The organism is Citricoccus muralis (assembly GCF_003386075.1).
Taxonomy (GTDB): Bacteria; Actinomycetota; Actinomycetes; order Actinomycetales; family Micrococcaceae; genus Citricoccus; species Citricoccus muralis.
This window is the reverse complement of record NZ_QREH01000001.1, coordinates 2,040,197-2,058,389: the sequence shown is the minus strand read 5'-3', so window position 1 is coordinate 2,058,389 and position 18,193 is coordinate 2,040,197. Positions and strand designations below refer to the sequence as shown.

Genomic DNA, 18,193 nt, shown 5'->3' with positions numbered 1-18,193 from the left:
CGGAGCTCTACGATCCGTGTCCGTGTGGGCCAGACGGGCCAGACGGGCCGCGGTGGACTGCCAGTCGGGTGAGATGCTGCCTGCACCACGTCCTGGTCGCCGCTGACCTGGAGATCATGCTGGGCGGCGAGCCGTTCGCCGCCGTGGAGGCGCCGGGGCAGGGCCGCCACTGGCGCCAGCTGGATGGGTGCCTGGCGGTCTCCCACCACGCCGGGATTCCGCTGGCCGGGCTGCTCGAGCGTCTCGCCGACGCCCTGGAGGAGGGTCAGGACGCCCAGCAGGCGCGGGATGCGGCAGCCGCCGGCCCGCGCTCCACAGCACAATTGTTGGGATTCCTGCCGCTCGCCGGGATCGCGATGACGGCCCTGGTCGGGGGACCGCCCACCGAGTTGCTGGCCGGCCCCCTCGGCTGGCTCGTGATCGGCACCGGAGTGGGACTGGCTGTGATTGGCCATCTCTGGACCCGCGTGCTGATCCGCCGGTCGGAGGAGACAACATGACCACGAGCACGACCGCCCGGCCCCGCGCCACGGCAGCACCGGACACACTGGACGCCGCCCTGGCGATGGACCTGGTGGCGGGACTGCTGGAGACGGGGCAGAGTCTCGTCTCCGGTCTCGACCTGCTGGGCACCCATGTCCCCGGGGCGGCGCCGGTCCGGCGCGTGGCCGACCTGCTGCGGGCCGGTGTCGACTGGGATGATGCCTGGTCGGCCCATGAGCCCGAAGCCAGCGACCCCGACCTGCAAGAGTTGGCCGGCGAACTCCGCTTCGCCCACCTCACCGGAGCGCCGACGGCTGCCCTGTTGCGATCTACAGCATCGACGCTCCGCCGTCACCGGAAACGCCGGGCCGAGCAACGGGCCGCAGAACTGGGCACCCGGTTGGTCCTGCCCCTGGGGCTCTGCCAGTTACCTTCATTCCTCTGCCTGGGCGTGGTCCCGCTCGTCCTGGCCCTGCTGCCCTGAAGCCCTCCCCTGAAGCCCTCGCCGACGCCCGTCCTGATGCCTGCCCTGATGCCTGCACGCGGGGTCCACCGAGGAAAGGCGGAGCCAGCGTCGGGAACCCAGTGCAGTCCTCCACACCGGCCCAAATCGCCCCAGCCATCCAGATCTGCCAGCCTCCGCACCCCACGGGGGAGAACACCGACGCAGGCTGGAAGCAGGCGACCACACCGGCCGCCATCACACCAGAGGAGACACCATGACCGCCACATTGCAGCACGAACACCATGCCCCGCTAACGGCGAGCGGAGTCCACCAGCCTGGAGGCCCCGCAAGCACCGCGGACAGCGCCTCCACCGCCTCCACCGCCTTCGCCGTACAGGGCCGTCGCGCCTCGACCCCGGATTGGAGCGATGAGACCGGTGCACAGACAGCCGAATACGGCATCGTCACGCTCGCCGCCGTTGGGTTTGCCGGCGTCCTGGCCGTCGTCCTCGCCGGGACCGACGTGCAGGGACTGCTGCTGGACATCGTCAAGAACGCCCTCAGCTTCGGCTGAGGACCCTCCGCCGGCCACCGGGCCCCGCCGACACCCCCTCCCGGCGGGGCCTGGTACCCGAGACAGACCCCAGCCGATCAGGCATGGCCGGACATTGGCGAGTTCTGCCTGCCACCCACCCGCACTGCTCCCGTCCCGCCCGAGCAACACCCGAAGACACGAGGAAGCCATGGACCGCAGTCCTCTGACCGAACATCTCCCCTTGACCGGATCCACGGGGCCCGGCCGTTCCGACGATCCTGGCCCTCTCGGCCCTCCTGCCGATCCCGCCCGCCCGCTGCAGCCCGAACGTCCTCCGGGGTCCAAGCGCCCCTCCGGTCCCGCCGGTGCTGCCGGTGCCGAACGAGGATCGGTCACCGCGGAATACGCGGTGATGCTGCCGGCCGCGGCCCTGGTGCTGGTGGGCGCTCTGCTCGCCGGTGCCGCGACCCTGCAGCAGGTTCGGTTGGAGGAGGCCGCGGCGGCCTCGGTCCGCGAGCTGGCCCGGGGAGAGAGCGAGGCCGACGTCCGCTCCACTGCCCGGCGCATGGCCGGTGAGGCCACGGAACTCAGCAGCGACCGGAGCACTGGCTGGGTGGCCGTGACCGTGGCCCACGCCCCTCCAGGACCCCTGGCATGGTGGGACGGGTGGGAACTCGAGGCCACGGCCCACGCTCCGGACCAGTGGGCCGTGCCTCCTACGGGAGCACCATGAGCCGGACGGCCGCACGCCAGACAGGCGAACAAGTCGAACAGGGCGAACAGGGCGCCGGCAGTGTCACCGTGCTGGCCACGGTGTTCCTGACCCTGGCGCTGCTGGGGGCTACTGCGGCGTTGGGCACCGCGGCGACGGCGGCGGCACGAGCCTCCGGCGCCGCGGACCTCGCCGCGCTCGCCGGCGCCGATGCCGCCCGTGGACTGATGCTGGCCGATCCCTGCGCCCTGGCTGCCCAGACGGCTGAACGTCACGGCGCTACGGTCACCGAGTGCGCTGCCGCCTCAGACGGCACCGTGCAGGTGCGCACCCACTATGAGTCGGCGCTGCCATGGCCCTCCGAAGGGGTGGCCCGGGCCGGACCGCCGGCGTCAACGGCGCCGCGGTGAGCGGCGGCCCGCAGCGATCGTGCCGCCGCGATCCGGACGCCCTGCAGCACGAACGTCAGCAGGGTTGCGGCCCCGTCCTTGTCCAGCGGGTTGTTGCGGTTGCCGCATTTCGGGGACTGCACACAGGACGGGCAGCCCGTGGAGCAACTGCAGGAGAGCACCGTGTCCAGGGTGGCCTGCAGCCAGGTCGCGGCCTCCGCGAAGCCCCGCTCGGCAAAGCCGGCGCCGCCCGGGTGGCCGTCGTAGACGAACACGGAGGGCTGGCCGGTGTCCGGGTGCAGGGCCATGGACACCCCTCCGATGTCCCAGCGGTCGTTCGAGGCCACGATGGGCAGCAGCCCGATCATCGCGTGCTCGGCGGCGTGCAGGGACCCGGGCAGCCGGTCCATCGTCAGGCCGGCGGCCACGAGTACCTCCGAGGGACAGTGGAACCAGACGGCCGTGGTGAAGAGGTCCCGGGCCGGCAGCTCCAGGGGCTCCTCGCCGAGGACCTCTCCGGAGACCAGGGCCTTGCGCTGGTAGGACACCACCTGCGTGGTGACCTTCACCGGTCCCGTGCACCATTGCAAGTCACCGGCGTCCACGCGGTGGACGGTGTCCAGGATCTCGATCTCGGTGATGTCCCGGGCCTGCGTGAAGAAATCCGGCCACGCCCGCGTGACCAGGACGGCATGGGCGTCCTCGTCGAGGTCCTCCACCAGGTACGTCCGGTCCTGGTGGACGTACACAGCACCGGGGTGGGCCTGGTAGTGGGTCTGCGGGGAGCCCATGGAGCCCAGCAGGGCGCCGGTCTCGGTGTCGATGATGTTCACCGGTCCGCCACCGTCGTCCCGCAGGGACACCAATCCGGCGGCGTGCTCGGGATGCGTCCAGAACCAGCCAGCTGGCCGGCGCCTCAGGTAGCCCTCCTCGACGAGCTGTTCCACGAGTCCGCGGACTTCCTCCGGGTCTCCGAAGTCGCCCAGCCCGTCCGGGACCAGTGGGAACTCGGCGGCCGCGGCGCACAGATGCGGGGCGAGGATGTGTGGGTTGGTCGGGTCCGTGACCGAGTCCTCCACGGCCAGTTCGAAGACGGCCTCCGGGTGGTGCACCACGTAGGTGTCCAGGGGATCGTCCCCGGCCACGTAGAGCGCCACCGATTCCTGCCCCGACCGTCCGGCGCGTCCCACCTGCTGGAAGAACGACGCGCGGGTGCCCGGCCAGCCGGCCACCAGTACCGCGTCGAGTCCGGCGATGTCGATGCCCAGCTCCAACGCCGGCGTGGAGGCGACCCCCAGCAACCGGCCGGTGCGCAGGGCCGTCTCCACCTCGCGGCGCTCCTCGGGCAGGTAACCGGCCCGGTAGGCCGCCACCCGGGGCGGCAAGGATGGGTCCACCTCGGCGAGCTCACGTTTGGCGGCGGAGGCCATCGCCTCGGCTCCGCGGCGGGAGCGGATGAAGGCAATGGTCTGGGTGCCGGTGACGGCCAGATCGGCCATCATCCGTGCGCCCTCGGCCGTGGCCGAACGGCGCACGGGTGCCCCGTTCTCTCCGCGCCGGTCGGTGAGCTCCGGTTCCCAGAAGCCGACGGTGACGGCCCCGTGGGGGGAGGCGTCCTCGGTCACGGCCACCGCGTCCGCTCCGATCAGGCGCGAGAAGGACCCGGCGGGGTCCGCACTGGTGGCCGAGGCCCCGATGAACACCGGGCCCGGTGTGCCCGGGACCTCGGTCCCGTCCCGTCGCCCAGACCGGTAGTGCGCGCAGACGCGGGCCAGCCGGCGCAGCAGCACGGCCACATGGGAGCCGAAGACCCCCCGGTACACGTGTGCCTCGTCCACCACCACGAAGCGCAGTCTCCGGAAGAACCGGGACCAGCGTTCGTGGTGCGGCAGGATTCCGACGTGCAGCATGTCCGGGTTCGTCAACAGCACGTTCGCGTGTTCGCGAGCCCACTTGCGGTCGGCGATATCCGTGTCCCCGTCGTAGGGGGCCGGCCGCAGCCAGGTCGCGCCGTCCCGGGCCAGTGCGCGCCAGGCGTTGAGCTGGTCGGCCGCGAGCGCCTTCGTGGGGGACAGGTAGAGCATGGTCCCGGTGGGATCATCGTGCAGGGCGGTCCCGGCGGCGAGCTGGTAGCCGAGGGATTTGCCCGACGCCGTCCCCGTCGCCAGAACCACGTTCGTCCCGGCGGCGGCGAGGCCGGCCGCTTCGGCCTGGTGCTTCCAGGGCTCCAGGGCCCCGGAGCCCCCGAGCGCGTGGATGAGACCCTCCGGGGTGCCCTCCGGCCAGGGCACCGTGATGGCCTGCCGTTCGGGCAGATGCCGGACGTGGAGCAATTGCGGCGGGATGGAGCGGCGGCCGAGCGTGCGGCTCAGGGCCTCGGCGTCCCGGGGGTCATCCGTGCGTGGTCCACCGGCTGGCTGCCCGAGCCCGTCTCCGTGGCCGTTCCGGGGGTGTTCCCCGCGGGGGTCCACTCAGCCGGCGTCCGAGTGGGACGGGTTCTCGGTATCGCCCTCGAGGGCGCCGTAGACGGTGACGTCGGCGAGCTCGGTCCAGCCGAGGTGGCCGTAGAGGGCCTGGCCGTCGGCGCTGGCCACGAGCAGGCCTTCCTCGACGTCGTGTTCCAGGGCCAGCGAGGCGAGGTAGCGCATCACCAGCGAACCGAGGCCCTGCCGGCGGAAGTCTGGCGAGGTCCAGATGCGGTCGAACACGGCGTAGCCGTCCACGGCGGCCACCCGGCCGCGGGCCGCCACGGCGCCCTCGCCCTGGGGATGCTCATCCGTGCTGATGATGGTCACGAGGAACCAGTCCGGGTCCTTGCGCTCCACGGTGGCCTCGAACTCCTCGGGCACGATGGGGGCCTCGACGTCCTGGCCTCCCATGTCCACCACCATGAGCTTCTCACCGGTGGAGAGCGACTTGAGGGGGACGCCGGCCGGCACGGTGGGGGGCGGACCGACCACGGTCAGCAGCCGTCCGGGGTGGTTCTGGACCTCGGAGGACACCGCCTTGAGGGCGGTCTCGTCCGGGTGGGCCAGGACGTACTCCCAGTCCTGACCGTCACCGGCCTGGACGCCACTGCGCAGGGATGCGTGAACCACGCCGTCATGTTGCACGTCGTAGTTCCGGCAGCGGGACCAGCCGGTCACCCAGGTGCTGACCAGCGCGTCATTCAAGGCAGAAGTCATGGGACGAGACTAGCCCGAGCCGGAGGCTGCCCGCACGCGTGGGACCAACATCCGGGTCAAATCGTCACTTGCCCGTATCCTGCGGATCCCGTGCGCGGTGCCGTCCCCGGACGGGCCTCGTGGGTCGGGGCGTCCCGGACTACCCTTGATGCGGTGAGCCAGTCCAAGATCGCCCTGTACTACCGCTTCGCCCCGTTGGCCGATCCGGAGGCCGTACGCCTCTGGCAGCACGCCTTGGCCTCGCGCTGGGGGCTGACCGGGCGCATCATCGTGTCCCCGCACGGGATCAACGGCACCGTGGGCGGACCCCTGGATGCCGTGAAACAGTATGTCAAGACCACTCGCACGTATGGCCCGTTCGCCGGTCTGGAGGTCAAGTGGTCCGACGGCTCTGCGGAGGACTTCCCGCGGCTGTCCGTCAAGGTGCGGCCCGAGCTCGTGGCCTTTGACGCCCCAGACGAGATCGTCGTGACCGAGGACGGCGTGCAGGACACCGGCGTGCACCTGACGCCCGAAGACCTGCACCGACTGGTCGAGGAGAAGGAGTCCGCCGGGACCCCCGTGGTGTTCTTCGACGGGCGCAACGCCGTGGAGGCCAAGATCGGCCGATTCGCCGGGGCCGTGGTGCCGGACACCGTCACCACCCGGGACTTCATCTCCGAACTCGATTCGGGCGTCTACGACCACCTCAAGGACCAGCCCGTGGTCACCTACTGCACCGGCGGGGTCCGCTGTGAGGTTCTGACGGCGCTGATGCACCACCGCGGCTTCGGGGAGGTCTACCAACTGGACGGCGGGATCGTGAAGTACGGGGAGGCCTATGGTGACTCCGGGCTCTGGGAGGGATCCCTGGCCGTCTTCGACCAACGCATGCGGGTCCAGTTCTCCGACCAGTCCGCGACGATCGGCGAGTGCGCCCTCTGTGCGGGTCCCACCTCGGAACTGCGGAACTGCTCCGATCCGTCCTGTCAGACCCTGGACACCGTGTGCGATGCCTGCGCTCTGGCCGTCCCGAACCGCACGTGCGTGGTGTGCCGGTGAGACGCCAGGCTGCCGGGCTGGTCCTCGCGGGGCTGCTGCTGACCGGTTGCGGGGCACCTGACCCGGCGGATACCCCTCCCCAGTCCGAAGAGCAGCTGCGGGCGATGCTCCTGACCATGGAGGAATACGGGCTGGAGGGAGCCGGCGGCCCGGGGGAGCAGATCGACCCGAGCCTGATCGCGACCGTGGTCGACGACCCCTCCCAGGTCGAGGGTGCCTGCGCCGACGCGCTGCAGGCTCTGCAATCCGCCTCGTTTGAGACCACCGCCAGTGCGGCCGCGGCCGTCAGCGTGGTGGAGGGCTACGAAGACGCCTACCTGCCTCCCATCCTGTCCACCGCACTGTTCGCCCGTGAGGACGGCGACGGGCCGGAACCGGGCCCGCTCTACACAGCGGTGGGCCGAGACTGCGAAGGCGCGGAACTGCGCCAGGGTGAGGCCACCGTCACCGTGGCACCCCTGCCCGGGGACCGGGACGGCCTGGTGGCGCACAGCAGCGGAGACGAGTTGCTCGGGGACGCCAGCGTGACCATCGCGGTGGAGACCGTGGGCCATCACCACGTCATGGTCAGCGGCATCCTCGTGGACCCGGAGTCCGTGGTGGCGGCGTTCGACCGGCAGGTCGAGAAACTCCGTCAGGGACTCCTCGCGGCAGCATCGTGAGGCAACTCCGTGCGGAGGGTCGGCGGTGATGTGGGTGCGGCAGTGATGCGGGTGCGGTGCCGGCCACGCACCACAATGGAGTCATGACTGATCCGCGTCCCAACACCGCCAGCACCGAGCCGCCCTTCAATCATGCGATGGTCGACCCGCCGCGGTGGGACCGGGACCCTGACACCATCGCCGCAGTCGCTGTCCTTGCTGCCGATCTGCGCGCTCTGCCCTACACCACGGACGCGGTCGGGGATCTGCTGGGGGACGTGGTCACCGCCGCGCTGGAGCGCGAGCAGGCCGAGCCGGCTCGACGCCGCCTCGCCCAGGTGATGCACGACGCCGGCGCGCCCGGCTCCCAGCGGGCGCTCGCCGCCGTCGTCTCCTGCTGGATGCTCGGCGACCCGGTGCCGACCGCCACGCTGGACGCCGCCCTGCCCACGCTGACGGCCGCCGGTTCCGCAGAACTCAACCTGGGCTGGATCCGGGACGAGGCCTTCCACCCGGTGGTCGACCTCTCGCCCTACTCGACCGATGACCTCGGTGAGGTGTGGGTGGCCAGCGACCAGACCGCCCTGCAGACCCGGACCACCTTGCCTTCCTGGCACGTGCTCGGCATCGGCCGGGCATCGATGACTTTGGCGGGCAACGTGATCCGCCGCCCCGTGGCCCAGGCCCTGGACCTCGGCACCGGCTGCGGCATCCAGACCCTGCACCTGTTGCCCCACGCCGACCACGTCACCGCCACAGACCTCTCCGTCCGGGCGCTCGAGTTCACGGCCTTCAACCTGGTCCTCAACGCCGAGGCGCTCGGCCTGGACCTGAACCTGACAGAAGTTCCGGAGCGGGACGGTCAACCGCAGGGCCGCCGCCGCGGATTCCCCCTCACGCTCGGCGGGCGCGTGACTCTGCTGCAGGGGGACCTGCTGGAGCCGGTGGCCGGCAGCCGCTTCGACCTGGTCGTCTCCAACCCGCCCTACGTCATCACCCCGCGCTCGGGCTCGGAGCCGGACCGGTTCACCGGGGAGGTCGGGGACGGGATCAACACGTACCGGGACGGCGGCCGCCCCGGGGACCGATTGCTGGCCGAGCTCGTCGCCACCCTGCCGGAGCACCTCGAGCCCGGCGGCATGGCGCAGATGCTCGGCAACTGGGAGATCCGCGGCACCACGGATAGAGCCACGAATGGCGCCCCGGACCGCGTGGCCGGTGCCGCCAGTCCCCAGCTGCCCGGTTGGGACGTGCGCCCGCGCTCCTGGGTGCCGGCCGGCGTCGACGCCTGGTTCATCCAGCGTGACCTCCTGGACCCGGCCGGGTACGCCGAGACCTGGTTGCAGGACTCCTCCGAGCAGCTCGACCCGGCGAGGTATACAGCGGGGTACCGGCGCTACCTGGAGGATTTCGGAGAACGGGGCGTGGCCGCCGTCGGGTTCGGGTACGTGTGGTTGCGCCGCCCGGCCGCACCGCGGGCCGGCCGGATCCGCACCGAGGTCGTCGAGTCCGAGCTACAGCAGCCGTTGGGGCCGGCCTGGGGTGAGGCGGTGGACCGCTGGGATCTGGTCGCCGGAGACACCGAAGGCACGGGGGGCCTGACGGCGCTGAAGGAGTTGCACGTCACGGTCCCCGGCGATGTCACCGAGGAACGCCACCAACGCTTCGGCTCCGACCACCCGGAGGTCATCCTGGCCCGTCAGGGCGGCGGTTTCCGGCGGACGGCCCACGTGGACACCGCCACCGCCGGGTTTCTGTCCGCCGCGGACGGCGAGTTCTCGGTGGGGCAGCTGACCGGCGCGGTGGCCGGACTGCTGGACCTGGACGAGGCGGGGGAGCGGGCCCTGGTGGCCGCCGTGGCCGAGTTGCTCACGGACGGATTCCTGACCGTTACCGCACCGATACCGTCCGGAATGTGAACGAGGACACGCTGAATCTGAAAGAACTGCCTAGAATCTTGGTCCATGACTGAACTAGACACCGCTCCGACCCCCGGGAGCGGAACGGTGCCGGCCGCCCGACGGCCGGTGGTCATTTCCGATCCCCAGGCCATCCGGGCCCTGGCCCACGAGGCGCGGCTGGAGGCCTTGGAGGAGCTCTACGCCTCGCAGTCCACCCGGACCGCGACCGAACTGGCCTCCCGGTGCGGCCTGACCCCCTCGGCCATGAGCTACCACCTGCGAGCCCTGGAGAAATACGGCTTCGTGGAGCGTTCCCCCTCGGAGGGGGACGGCCGTGAGCGGCGCTGGAAGGCAGCCGGCTACTCGCTGCTCGTCGACTCCCTGAACCACACCCCGGCATCCAAGCAGGCGTTCATCGATGTCCAACTGAACACCTTCCGGGACCGGATCATGAAGGAGGTGGCCCGCCGCGAGGCCGAGGACAAGCTCCTGCGCCAGGCGGCGGAGGAGGCCGTGGCCACCGCTCAGGACGCCAACGCCGCCCTGGACGGACGGGACCTCGGCGTCCACGAGCCCGGCCGACGACGGTCCCCGGTGCTGTCCACCGGCATGGTGTTCGTCAACGCCGAGCAGCGCGCCGAGTTCCAGCGCCGCCTTGCCGCGCTGATCGACGAGTTCGAGGAGCTCAACCCCGCCTCCGAGCGCTCGGTGGACGCCGAACGCGTGTATTACCTCGTCTCAGTTCTGGCAGACTCGGCCCCGGAAACGCCCGGTCACGCCTGATCGGGAGCCCGGGGCGCGCCGACGGTCGAGGACCGGGGGCGCGGTGCCGTTACATTAGTAGGGCACCGGGCGGTCCGCCTGGAAGTCACAGGCGGCCATCCACTGGGCCAGCCGGGCCCAGTGGACCTGTTCCCCCGCCCGGCGACGAAAAGGAGCCCGAGTGTCTGAGAAGACGTCCAAGAAGACCACCTCCTCCGGTGACGGAACGAAACTGGTCATCGTGGAGTCCCCCGCCAAGTCCAAGTCCATCGCCAAGTACCTCGGCGAAGGATGGGTGGTGGACGCATCGGCGGGCCATATCCGGGATCTTCCGCAGCCGTCGGACCTGCCCGCGGACATGAAGAAGGGCCCCTACGGCAAGTTCGCCGTGGACACCACCAACGGCTTCGACCCGTACTACGTGGTCTACCCGGACAAGCGGAAGCGCGTCGCCGACCTCAAGCGGCTGCTCAAGGACGCCTCCGCCCTCTACCTCGCCACGGACGCCGACCGCGAGGGCGAGGCCATCGCGTGGCACCTGCTGCAGGAGCTCAAGCCGAAGGTGCCCGTGTACCGGATGGCCTTCACCGAGATCACCAAGGAGGGCATCGCCCGCGGTCTCGAGAACGTCCGCGAGATCGACGCGGACCTGGTGGACGCCCAAGAGACCCGGCGCATCCTCGACCGCCTCTTCGGCTACGAGATCTCCCCGGTGCTGTGGCGCAAGGTTCGTCAAGGCCTGTCCGCGGGCCGTGTGCAGTCCGTCGCCACCCGCCTGGTCGTCGAACGCGAGCGCGAGCGCATGGCGTTCGTGCCGGCGTCGTACTGGGACCTGGACGGCACCTTCACGGCCGACGAGGGCAAGGGTGCCGGCGAGTCCTTCACCGCACGCCTGAACTCGGTGGACGGCCAGCGTGTGGCCACCGGACGCGACTTCGACGACCGCGGTCAGCTCAAGAAGTCCGCAGCCGGCAAGGTGGCCACCCTCACCGAGGCCACGGCCACCGCCCTGGCAGCGGGCCTGCAGGGCGCCACCTTCACCGTCGACTCGGTCGAGGACAAGCCCTACACGCGCCGGCCGGCCGCCCCGTTCACCACCTCCACGCTGCAGCAGGAGGCCTCCCGCAAGCTGCGGTTCTCCTCGCGGATCACCATGCAGGTGGCGCAGCGGCTGTATGAGAACGGCTACATCACCTATATGCGTACCGACTCGGTGATGCTCTCGGACGAGGCCATCACCGCGGCCCGCCGGCAGGCCACCGAGCTCTATGGACCGGACTCCATCCCGCAGGCCAAGCGGGTCTACAGGGCGAAGAACGACTCGGCGCAGGAGGCCCACGAGGCCATCCGCCCCGCCGGCGACTCCTTCCGCACCCCCGGGCAGGTCTCCGGCGCCCTTCGTGGGGACGAGTTCCGCCTCTACGAGTTGATCTGGAAGCGCACCATCGCCTCCCAGATGGCCGACGCCAAGGGTTACACCGCCACCATCAAGCTCACCGGCACCGCGCTGGAGACTGCCTCCTCCGGCGAGATGGCCGGCCGGCTCGCCGGCTTCAGCGCCTCGGGCACCGTCATCACCTTCCCCGGTTTCCTCGCCGCCTACGAGGAGGGGCGCGACGCCGGCTCCGAACCCGCTGAGGGCGCCTCCGGTGACGCTGGCGGCACCGGCAGCGACGGTACGGGCGGCAAGGACAAGCGCCTGCCCGAGGTGGCCTCAGGGGATTCCCTCACCGGGAGGGACGTCATCGCCTCCGGCCATGAGACCTCGCCGCCGCCGCGGTACACGGAGGCCTCGATCGTGGCCGAGCTGGAGAAGCGGGAGATCGGCCGCCCGTCCACCTTCGCGCCGACGATCTCCACGATCATGGACCGCGGGTATGTCACCAAGCGCGGCAACGCCCTGGTCCCGTCCTGGACGGCCTTCAGCGTGATCCGGCTGCTCGAGGAGCACTTCGGAAAGTACGTCGACTACGACTTCACCGCCCGGATGGAGGACGACCTGGACCGGATCGCCGCCGGCGAGCTCCAGCGTGAGGCCTGGCTGCAGCACTTCTACTTCGGTGCCGAGTCCACTGCCGAAGGCCTCAAGGCCGTGGTGGACAACCTCGGTGACATCGATGCCCGCGCCGTGAACTCCATCCCGGTGGCCGAGGGCATCACGCTGCGCGTGGGCAAGTTCGGACCCTACCTGGAGAAGGACATCCCCGCGGGCTCCCCGGAGGGCACCGACCCGGAACGCGCGAACGTCCCCGAGGACCTGCCCCCGGACGAGCTGACCGCGGAGAAGGCCGAGGAACTCTTCGCGACCGCAGGCCCCTCCGAGCGCGAGCTCGGGACCGACCCGGAGACCGGGCGCCCCATCATGGCCCGGGACGGCCGCTTCGGTCCCTACGTCACCGAGGTCATCCACGAGATGAATGAGGAGGAGCTGGCGGCCTGGATGGAGGCCCAACCCACGGAGTACTACAAGAACGGCAAGCCCAAGCCGAAGAAGAAGCCGGCCAAGGAAAAGCCACGCACCGGCTCCCTGTTCAAGTCGATGTCCATCGAGACCGTCACCCTCGAGGACGCCCTGAAGCTGATGAGCCTGCCCCGCGTGCTCGGCCAGGACGCTGAGGGCGTGGACATCACCGTGCAGAACGGCCGCTTCGGCCCGTACCTGAAGAAGGGCACGGACTCGCGGTCCCTCGAGTCCGAGGAGCAGATCTTCACGATCACGCTGGAGGAGGCCCTGGCCATCTACGCCCAGCCCAAACAGCGCGGGCGCGGGGCAGCGAAGCCGCCGCTGGCCGAATTCGGCGAGGACCCGACGTCGGGCAAGAAGGTGGTGGTCAAGGATGGCCGCTTCGGTCCCTACGTCACGGACGGCGAGACGAACATCACCGTGCCGCGGGACATGGACCCGGAGTCCCTGACGGCCGAGCAGGCCTATGAGCTGCTGGCGGACAAGCGTGCCAAGGGTCCGGCGAAGAAGCCGGCCCGCAAGCCGGCCGCGCGCTCGAAGTCCACGTCCGGTGCTGCCAAGTCGGGCAAGAAGTAGCGGAAGAAGAAGGCAGACACCATGCGCCTGGGTGTGCTGGACATCGGTTCGAACACCGTCCACCTGTTGTTGGTGGACGCGCACCCCGGCGCGCGTCCCTCGGCGTTCGCCGACCACAAACGGTCCCTGTCCCTGCTCGATCACCAGGACGAGGACGGACGCATCAAGGACTCCGGCCAGGATGCGCTGGTGACCTTCATCCGGGAGGCTGTCGCCTTCGCCGTGGCGAACGGTGCCGAGGACATGATCGCGTTCTGCACCTCCGCCATCCGGGAGTCCGGCAACGGCGCGGCGGTGCTGGAGCGGGTCACCCGGGAGACCTCGGTGCACCTCACCGAGCTCTCCGGCGATCAGGAGGCCGCGATGACGTACTTCGCGGTGCGCCGCTGGCAGGGCTGGGACGTCGGATCGATCCTGAACTTCGACATTGGCGGCGGATCCTTCGAGATCGCCTACGGCACGGATGAGCTGCCCAGCTACGCCGTGTCCATCCCGCTCGGCGCCGGGCGGCTGACCCGGGACTGGCTGCCCGCGGACCCGCCCACGCCGAAGTCCACCAAGAAACTGCGCAAACACATCAAGGCTGCGATCGCCGAGGCGGCCGAGGGATTCCCGCTGATGACGGCACCCGTGCTGGTGACCGGCACCTCGAAGACCTTCCGTTCCCTCGCCCGCATCACCGGCGCGGCGCCCTTGGCCGCCGGACCGTTCGTCAAACGCCACCTGCGGCTGGAGGACCTCACGCTGTGGGTCAACCGGATGGCCGCGATGACGGCCAGGGATCGGGCCGGGCTGCCCGGCGTATCCGAGGTGCGGGCGGCCCAGATGCTCGCCGGCGGCATGGTGGCGGAGGCCGCGATGGACGCGTTCGGCGTCACCCAGGTGGAGATCTGCCCCTGGGCCCTGCGCGAGGGACTCATCATGCGCCGGCTGGACGCCCTGGTCCAGGAGGGCATCCTGGGACGGGAGACCACCCCGGGCGTCGGGAACGTCTACCTCAACCCGGACCCGATGCTGCCCGGCTTCTCCGTGGGGGTGACCAGTGACTGGACCGGCTGAGATCCCAGTGACCCTGTCCTCGTCCTCCGTGTTCCCGCTGGGCACGCAGGACGTCTTCGCGATGGCCGAGGACCTCGGCTACGACGGGGTGGAGGTCATGGTCACGCACAACGGGTGGTCCCAGGACCCCGTGAAGCTGAACCGGCTGTCCGAGAAGCACGGCATGCCGATCCACTCGATCCACGCCCCGACGCTGTTGTTCACCCAGCAGGTGTGGGGTTCGGCCTGGAACAAGCTGGCCAAGAGCGCGGACCTCGCCCGTGAGGTGGGAGCCGAGGTGGTGGTGGCCCACCCGCCGTTCCGGTGGCAGGGCAACTACGCCTCCGGCTTCGCCGAGGGCATCCGGGAGATCATGGAGGCCACCGGCGTGCTGATCTGCGTGGAGAACATGTACCCGTGGCGGGCCAGCGGCCGCGAGGCCAAGATGTACCTGCCGCACTGGGACCCGGTGCCGGAGGACTACGACTACGTCATCTGGGACTTCTCCCACGCCGCCATCGCCCAGGAGAACTCGCTCGACGCGTTCCGCTCCCTCGGCGACCGGCTGCGCCATGTCCACCTCACGGACGGCACGGCCAACGGCAAGGACGAGCACATGCTCCCCGGTGACGGGGACCAGCCCGTGGCCGAGTGCATCGAATACCTCGGGGAAACCGGCTGGGACGGCGCCGTGTGCGTGGAGGTCGGCACCCGCAAGACGAAGTACGCCGGGGAGCGCGAGGAGATGCTCGTCTACTCGCTCGAGTTCGCCCGCCACCACCTCGCCGCCGGGGCCGCCCGCTCCGCCTCCGGCCGAGATCCAGAAGATCAAGACACCGTCGAAAGGTCCCCCCTTCCATGAACATCGCCCTGCTCGGACTCGGGAACATGAATGGCGCCATCCTGGCGGGGATGCTGGCTGCCGGAACGGACGCGGCCTCGGTGTGCGCCACCGGCCACTCCGCCGAGCGGGCCCGGGCGAACCAGGAGCGCTACGGGGTCACCGTGGCCGCCACCGAGTCCGATCCCGAGGCGAACCGCACCGCGGCCGCGGGGGCCGACATCGTGGTCCTGGGGGTCAAGCCGAAGGACATCCTGGCCCTGTGCCGGGAGATCGGCGGCGCCCTGCGCCCCGGGACCGTGGTGGTCTCCGTGGCCGCCGGGATCCCGCTGGCGGCCATGGAGGCGAACCTGCCCGGGGGGCAGCCGGTGGTGCGGACCATGCCGAACACGCCCCTGACGGTGGGCATGGGCGTGGTCGGGCTGGCCGGCGGGACCGCCGTGACCGAGCACCACGTGGACCTGGCCGCCGGGCTCTTCCGCGGCTCCGGTTCGGTGTACCAGGTCAAGGAGTCCCAGCTCGACGCCGTGGCCGCCGTCTCCGGGTCCGGGCCCGCCTACGCCTTCCTGCTGGCCGAGCTGATGGCCGCCGGGGGAGCGGACATGGGCCTGGACGAGGACCTGGCCAAGGACCTGGCCCGCGCCACAGTCGCCGGAGCCGGCCGGATGCTCGCCGAGCCGGAGGTGGACCCGGCGGCGCTGCGCCGGGCGGTGACCAGCCCCAACGGCACCACGGAGGCCGCGATCAACTCGTTCCTGGACTCCGGGCTCGCTGACCTGATCGCCCAGGGTATGCGGGCCTCCGCCGCCCGAGGTCAGGCCATGAGCCGCGAGTACGGGTCCTGACCCTCAGGGGCGGGAGGCGAAGCGCTCCAGCAGGTCGGTGTGCCCGGAGACGATGAGCGTGTCCCGCGGCCCGACCTTGGTGTCCGGCTGCGCGTAGGTGAAGTCCTCGCCAGGCGTCTTCACGCCCACGATCGTCACCCCGTACTTGGCGCGGATGTCCGACTCGGCCAGGGTGAAGCCCACGGCCTCCGCCGGTGGATACATCTTGACGATCGCGAAGTCGTCGTCGAACTCGATGAAGTCCAGCATGCGCCCGCCCACCAGGTGGGCGGCCCGGACGCCGGCGTCGTGCTCCGGGAAGATCACATGGTGCGCGCCGATCCGTCGCAGGATCTTGCCGTGGGCCGGGGTGATGGCCTTGACCCAGATGTGCTCCACACCCAGATCCACCAGGTTCACGGTGATGAGCACGGAGGACTCGATCGAGGTGCCCACGCCCACCACAGCGGTGGCGAACTCCTGGGCGCCAAGCTGGCGCAACGCCTGGAGGTCGGTCGCGTCCGCCTCGACCACGTGCGTCAGCGTGCCCGCGAACTTCTGCACCAGGGCCGCGTCGCGCTCGATTGCCATGACCTCACGGCCCTGGGCCACCAGCTGCTCGCCCACGGCCGAACCGAAGCGGCCCAGGCCGATCAGCAGCACCGGGGCGTGGGGATCCGGACGGTTCTCAGCCAATGATCGGCCTTTCCTCGGGGTACCGGAACAGGATGCGGCGCTGACGCAGGGCCAGCGCGGACGCGAAGGTGATCGTACCAACACGGCCGGCGAACATCAGGATGGTCAACACGTACTTGCCCGCCGGCGGCAGCTCGGCCGTCAGTCCCGTGGTCAGCCCGCAGGTGCCGAACGCGCTGAGCACTTCGAACAGCGGGCGCTGCAGGGACTCGCCGCTGATGGCCACCAGGGCCATGGTGCCGACCAGGATGAGGGTGGCGCCCAAGGCGAGGACGGAGATGGCCACCCGGACCGATCCCGGAGTGATGGTGCGACCGTGGGCGGTGACCTCACGGTCGCCGCGGGCCTCGGCCACGATGGCCAGGAACATCACTGCCAGGGTGGTGACCTTGATGCCGCCGGCGGTGGACGCCGAACCGCCGCCCACGAACATCAGGGCGTCCGTCAGCAGCAGGGTCTCGGGCGACTGCTCGTTGATGTCATAGACGGAGAAACCCCCGGACCGGGACATCACCGAGCCGAACAGCGAGTACTGGAGGCGCTCGGCCACCCCGAACTGGCCGAGTGTGGCCTGGTTGGACCACTCGAAAATCCCGATCAGCAGGGCCCCGCCGAGCACCAGGGCGGTGGTGGTGGTGACGGTCAGCTTGGTGTGCAGGTTCCATTGGGACCACCGCCAGCGCTGCTGCATCAGCACCATGACCACCGGGAAGCCCAGGGCGCCGGCGAAGACCCCGGCCATGAGGGTCCAGATGATCCACGGGTCGTGCATGAAGGATTCCAGCCCGTCCGTGTGGAGGGTGAAACCGGCGTTGTTGAAGGCGGAGACCGAGTAGAAGATCCCGTTCCACAGGCCTTCGCCCCACGAGCCGGTGTGCACCATGAACCGGGGTACGAGCACCACCGCCAGGACCGCTTCGAAGAAGAACGTGGTGCCGACCACCACGCGCAACAAGGCCCCGACCTCCCCGATCCGGCCGGTGGTCATGCCCTCCTGCGTGATCAGCTTGGACCGCACGCCCAGGCGCTTGGACACGGCCAGCGTCAACAGCGCCGCCATGGAGAGGATCCCCAGTCCGCCGATCTGCATGGCCACGAGGATGACCAGCTGTCCGGCGAAGCTCCAGTGCTCCCCCGTGTTCACCGGCGTCAACCCTGTGACGGAGACCGCGGAGGTCGCCACGAACAGGGCGTCGTGGAAGGCGGTGATGCGCCCCGTCTTCGAGGCGAAGGGCAGGGACAGCAGGGCGGTGAACACCAGGATGACGACGGCGAAGGCCAGCAGCGCGGCCCGTGCCGGTGACGCTCCGGCCATCGTGGAGACGAAGTGCCGGAGGCGCTCGAGCACCTCGCGGAGCCCGGAGCGGCCTGAACCGCCGGCCGGGGGGCCGACCCGGGGGGACAGGGCCCTGCTCAGAGCGGAGGGCGGGCGGGCCGCGCGGCCGCCCGACGGCGTCGGGATCCGGCCTCCGGTCCTTCGGCGGGCCTGGGGCCGGGGCAGGGAGCGGGGGCGGGGGCGGGGGATGCGTTGGTGCCGGGTCATGCGCCGGTGATCACGTCCCTTCCGTTCCGCCCCAAGTCACGAACGATCCCATCATCCACCATCCGGTGCGGGATCCGGTCCATGACGTCATCACCTGCCGGTGGTGACGCCGGAAGC

Annotated in this window: 17 protein-coding genes; 13 read left to right on the top strand and 4 right to left on the bottom strand. The window is 70.5% G+C overall.

The window, feature by feature from the left end:
* The first annotated feature begins 68 nt into the window (after positions 1 to 68).
* The 5 genes from C8E99_RS09135 to C8E99_RS09115 all read left to right on the top strand — a co-directional run bounded on the left by C8E99_RS09135 (position 69) and on the right by C8E99_RS09115 (position 2,585).
* Positions 69 to 500, top strand: coding sequence for a type II secretion system F family protein (locus C8E99_RS09135; protein WP_115932028.1), 432 nt, complete (start codon positions 69 to 71; stop codon positions 498 to 500).
* Positions 497 to 967, top strand: coding sequence for a type II secretion system F family protein (locus tag C8E99_RS09130; RefSeq protein WP_115932027.1), 471 nt, complete (start codon positions 497 to 499; stop codon positions 965 to 967). Before C8E99_RS09135 ends, C8E99_RS09130 begins: the two co-directional genes overlap by 4 nt.
* 235 nt (positions 968 to 1,202) lie before the next feature.
* Positions 1,203 to 1,502 (top strand): DUF4244 domain-containing protein, encoded by a 300-nt coding sequence (locus C8E99_RS09125; protein ID WP_115932026.1) that lies wholly within the window; start codon positions 1,203 to 1,205, stop codon positions 1,500 to 1,502.
* Between the two features lie 169 nt (positions 1,503 to 1,671).
* Positions 1,672 to 2,196 (top strand): TadE family protein, encoded by a 525-nt coding sequence (locus C8E99_RS16210; protein WP_245952217.1) that lies wholly within the window; start codon positions 1,672 to 1,674, stop codon positions 2,194 to 2,196.
* Complete coding sequence (locus C8E99_RS09115; RefSeq protein ID WP_115933358.1) at positions 2,193 to 2,585, top strand: Rv3654c family TadE-like protein; 393 nt, start codon at positions 2,193 to 2,195, stop codon at positions 2,583 to 2,585. Before C8E99_RS16210 ends, C8E99_RS09115 begins: the two co-directional genes overlap by 4 nt.
* Here C8E99_RS09115 and C8E99_RS09110 read toward each other — a convergent pair.
* Entirely contained in the window at positions 2,510 to 4,936 is a 2,427-nt protein-coding gene (locus C8E99_RS09110) for a DEAD/DEAH box helicase (RefSeq protein ID WP_170144662.1), read from the bottom strand. The two genes, C8E99_RS09115 and C8E99_RS09110, sit on opposite strands and share 76 nt — an antisense overlap.
* 99 nt (positions 4,937 to 5,035) lie before the next feature.
* Positions 5,036 to 5,749, bottom strand: a complete 714-nt coding sequence (locus C8E99_RS09105; RefSeq protein WP_115932024.1) for a GNAT family N-acetyltransferase — start codon at positions 5,747 to 5,749, stop codon at positions 5,036 to 5,038.
* Between the two features lie 153 nt (positions 5,750 to 5,902).
* On the opposite strand from C8E99_RS09105, the gene trhO reads away from it, so the two are divergent.
* The 8 genes from trhO (at position 5,903) to proC (ending at position 15,858) form a co-directional block, all read left to right on the top strand.
* Positions 5,903 to 6,790, top strand: coding sequence for an oxygen-dependent tRNA uridine(34) hydroxylase TrhO (gene trhO / locus C8E99_RS09100; protein ID WP_115932023.1), 888 nt, complete (start codon positions 5,903 to 5,905; stop codon positions 6,788 to 6,790).
* A complete protein-coding gene (locus tag C8E99_RS09095; protein ID WP_115932022.1) occupies positions 6,787 to 7,452 on the top strand; it encodes a hypothetical protein in 666 nt (221 codons plus the stop codon). Before trhO ends, C8E99_RS09095 begins: the two co-directional genes overlap by 4 nt.
* A gap of 83 nt (positions 7,453 to 7,535) precedes the next feature.
* Entirely contained in the window at positions 7,536 to 9,350 is a 1,815-nt protein-coding gene (locus C8E99_RS09090; RefSeq protein ID WP_342767567.1) for a DUF7059 domain-containing protein, read from the top strand.
* Between the two features lie 45 nt (positions 9,351 to 9,395).
* Complete coding sequence (locus tag C8E99_RS09085) at positions 9,396 to 10,115, top strand: ArsR/SmtB family transcription factor (RefSeq protein WP_115932021.1); 720 nt, start codon at positions 9,396 to 9,398, stop codon at positions 10,113 to 10,115.
* Positions 10,116 to 10,275: 160 nt separating this feature from the next.
* Positions 10,276 to 13,134: a type I DNA topoisomerase gene (gene topA, locus C8E99_RS09080; RefSeq protein WP_115932020.1), complete on the top strand. Its 2,859-nt coding sequence runs from the start codon at positions 10,276 to 10,278 to the stop codon at positions 13,132 to 13,134.
* A gap of 21 nt (positions 13,135 to 13,155) precedes the next feature.
* A complete protein-coding gene (locus C8E99_RS09075) occupies positions 13,156 to 14,193 on the top strand; it encodes a Ppx/GppA family phosphatase (protein WP_115932019.1) in 1,038 nt (345 codons plus the stop codon).
* A 7-nt stretch (positions 14,194 to 14,200) separates the two neighbouring features.
* Positions 14,201 to 15,034, top strand: coding sequence for a sugar phosphate isomerase/epimerase family protein (locus C8E99_RS09070; protein WP_245952215.1), 834 nt, complete (start codon positions 14,201 to 14,203; stop codon positions 15,032 to 15,034).
* On the top strand, positions 15,031 to 15,858 hold the full coding sequence (proC, locus tag C8E99_RS09065) for a pyrroline-5-carboxylate reductase (RefSeq protein WP_115932017.1): 828 nt from the start codon (positions 15,031 to 15,033) through the stop codon (positions 15,856 to 15,858). Before C8E99_RS09070 ends, proC begins: the two co-directional genes overlap by 4 nt.
* A gap of 3 nt (positions 15,859 to 15,861) precedes the next feature.
* On the opposite strand, the gene C8E99_RS09060 is transcribed toward proC, so the two are convergent.
* Together C8E99_RS09060 and C8E99_RS09055 are read right to left on the bottom strand one after the other, a co-directional pair.
* A complete protein-coding gene (locus C8E99_RS09060; RefSeq protein WP_115932016.1) occupies positions 15,862 to 16,533 on the bottom strand; it encodes a potassium channel family protein in 672 nt (223 codons plus the stop codon).
* Complete coding sequence (locus C8E99_RS09055; RefSeq protein WP_115932015.1) at positions 16,526 to 18,076, bottom strand: potassium transporter TrkG; 1,551 nt, start codon at positions 18,074 to 18,076, stop codon at positions 16,526 to 16,528. Before C8E99_RS09055 ends, C8E99_RS09060 begins: the two co-directional genes overlap by 8 nt.
* Between the last annotated feature and the right edge of the window lie 117 nt (positions 18,077 to 18,193).